The sequence below is a fragment of the Streptomyces sp. NPDC059398 genome (genome assembly GCF_042751845.1).
In the GTDB taxonomy this organism is placed as follows: domain Bacteria; phylum Actinomycetota; class Actinomycetes; order Streptomycetales; family Streptomycetaceae; genus Streptomyces.
Window position 1 is genome coordinate 1 of the sequence record NZ_JBHYWP010000067.1, and the last position, 2,535, is coordinate 2,535.

Below are 2,535 nucleotides of genomic sequence, written 5' to 3' on the forward strand. Positions count from 1 at the left end.
GGGTTGTATTCGGGCGTTCCGACAACGCGGTGAGGTGCCGTAGCTGTCGTCGCGCGCCCGCCAGGGATTGCGGGACAGCACTTAGGGGCGGCGTAACGGCTCAGTGCCGTCCCGCCGCCCCCGGTCGTACCGGAACCTGCTTCAGTTCTGTGCTTCGGATGCGCTCTTGGCGCTGTCGCCGCGGATCCACTCGCTGAGCTTCCGCCGCGGGTGGCGGACCACCACGTCGCCGCCCTTGAGGCGCCCGGTGACGTTCACCAGGAGTTCGACCGGCGCCTCCGCGTCGGATGCGGGATTGCGGTACTTGACCTCTCCCACCCCCACGGTCAGGTCGTCGGTGCGGACCACGATGCCCGGCCGGACGACCAGGATCAGGTTCCCGCCGATGCTGATCCGGGCGTCGATGTCCAGCTTGTCGTAGCCGATCACGGCCTCGGTGAAGTCGAGTTTGACGTCCCCTCCGTGCATCCGGATGTCCAGGTGGCGCGGGACCTCCCAGGTGCCGGAGCGGTGCAGGGTGCCCCAGCGCTGGTCGATCTCCACGACGTCCTTGGGACGTTCGGGCCGTTTCTCCGGATCGCCGGGAACGGGTGAGACCGGCAGATCGCGGGTCAGCCGGGCGAGTTCGCTGATGGTCCGGGCGTTCAGCGCGGCCTCGACCCGTTCGCTGACCTCATCGGAGGTCAGCCGGCCGTCCCCGGCGGCGTCCCGCAGGATCTCCACCACCTGGTCGCGGTCCGCGTCCGAAGCCCGCATGGCTGCCTGCGTGTTCTCCACGCCGTCATCGGTCGACGACTTGTCATCACTCATGCGGCCAAGCCTCTCCTTCCTCAGGCGGAACCTCAAGGTCCGGAATCCGGCCACCCCGCCGAGGCCCTGTACGCAGCGGTTCCGTCCACCGATGTTCAACTGCCGACCGTGCGCGCGTGAACGGACCCGCCACTCCACGGGCGACCGGCGGCCCGCCACGGGCCGGTGCGGAAAGCGGGCGGCCGGTGTTCGGACGGCGGCTCGGGCGGGACCCGCCGGGCTGCCGGAGCACCGCGGGGCCAACACCCCCGGCTGCCCGACCGGTTGCCGTACGGGGCGGTCGGGCCGGTTGAACGACACGACGTACGGTGACCGCCCGTCTAGCGTGTGGCGCACAGACCGCACCTGCGCAGCAGTACTGCTGTGCCCGGTCTGCGGCGCGACAGGTCGCGACTGCCGCCTCCGGCCGGCGCCACCCGCAGCGGCCGGCCGAGTGCCGTCGGCAGTGCACACCGCCGTCCGGACCACCCGGCGCCGCGCACCGCACGACGGCACCAGGACGGCACGGCGTGGCGGCTCCCGGCGTACGGCGGGGACGACCGACACCGGCCCGGCGTCGGCGGCGCGCCGTCCGGCCAGAGCGATTGGGGAACCTGTAAATGTCGTTGATGAGCCTGGTCATGGGGGCCATGGCCTCCTCGGCGGTCGGCACCGCGGCCCAACTGGGCATCGCGGACGTGCTGGCGGACGGCCCCGCCACCGTTCCCGAGCTGGCCAAAGCCGTCGATGCGGACGCCGAATCGCTCGGCTCCGTGCTGCAGGCCCTGACCGCGCTCGGGGTGTTCGCCCGGGACGAGGAGGGCCGGTACGTCAACTCGCCGCTCTCCGAGCAGCTGAGGAGCGACCACCCGGAGTCGGTACGGAACCTGGCCGCGCTCCTGTGCGGCCTCTACGGTCACGCCGCGACCGGCGGGCTCACCGAGGCGGTTCGGACCGGGAAGTCGGTGATGCCCTGCGCGTTCGGCGTCCCGCTCTATGAGTACCTGGACCAGAACCCGGAGAGCGCCCGGATATTCGACCGCGCCATGCAGGACTGGGCCCGGCCGATCGGCACCATCCTGGCCGAGCATGTTCCGTTCGGGAATGTGCGCACCGTGGTCGACGTCGGCGGCGGCAACGGCACCCTGCTCAAGGCCGTCCTCACGGCTCACCCGCACCTGCGCGGCGTCTGTGTGGACCGCCCCGACACCTGCCGCAGGGCCGAGGCCGAGCTCGCCGCTTCGGGCGAGCCGGACCTCGTCCGCCGGCTCACCTTCCAGCCTGCGGACATCCTGCACGAGGTCCCCGCCGGCGGTGACCTCTACATCCTCAAGAACGTTCTGCACGACTGGAGTTCGGAGAGCGGCGTACAGATCCTGCGGAACATCCGCAAGGCGGTGGCCGATACTGTCAACACCACTGACGGCCCGACAGAGGAGGGCCCGAAGCTTCTGGTCATCGACCCGCTGGTGGAGCATGACTCCGGGGCCGCGTTCCGCAACCTGATCAAGATGGTGGTCGGCGAGGCCCGGACCCGTGAGCGCAGCGAGGCCGATATGCGCCGGGAGGCGGTGGAGGCGGGCTTCCAGGTCCTGTCCATCACCCCGTGTCCGGCGGATCTCAGTATCACCGCCTGCGTCCCGGCCTAGGTACCACGGCCTGGGCCCCCCCCACGCCGCCGCCACACTCACACCCCCCGCCGGGGGGGGGGGGGGGATGTGGGGGGTGGGGGGGCGGCCCCCGAGA

Annotated in this window: 2 protein-coding genes; one reads left to right on the forward strand and one right to left on the reverse strand. The window is 71.4% G+C overall.

The features are described from left to right. Nucleotides 1-141: 141 nt before the first annotated feature. Entirely contained in the window at nt 142-810 is a 669-nt protein-coding gene (locus tag ACFXBC_RS22570; protein WP_385027198.1) for a DUF1707 domain-containing protein, read from the reverse strand. Between the two features lie 599 nt (nt 811-1,409). On the opposite strand from ACFXBC_RS22570, the gene ACFXBC_RS22575 reads away from it, so the two are divergent. After that, nucleotides 1,410-2,438: a methyltransferase gene (locus ACFXBC_RS22575; protein ID WP_385027201.1), complete on the forward strand. Its 1,029-nt coding sequence runs from the start codon at nt 1,410-1,412 to the stop codon at nt 2,436-2,438. Nucleotides 2,439-2,535: the final 97 nt, after the last annotated feature.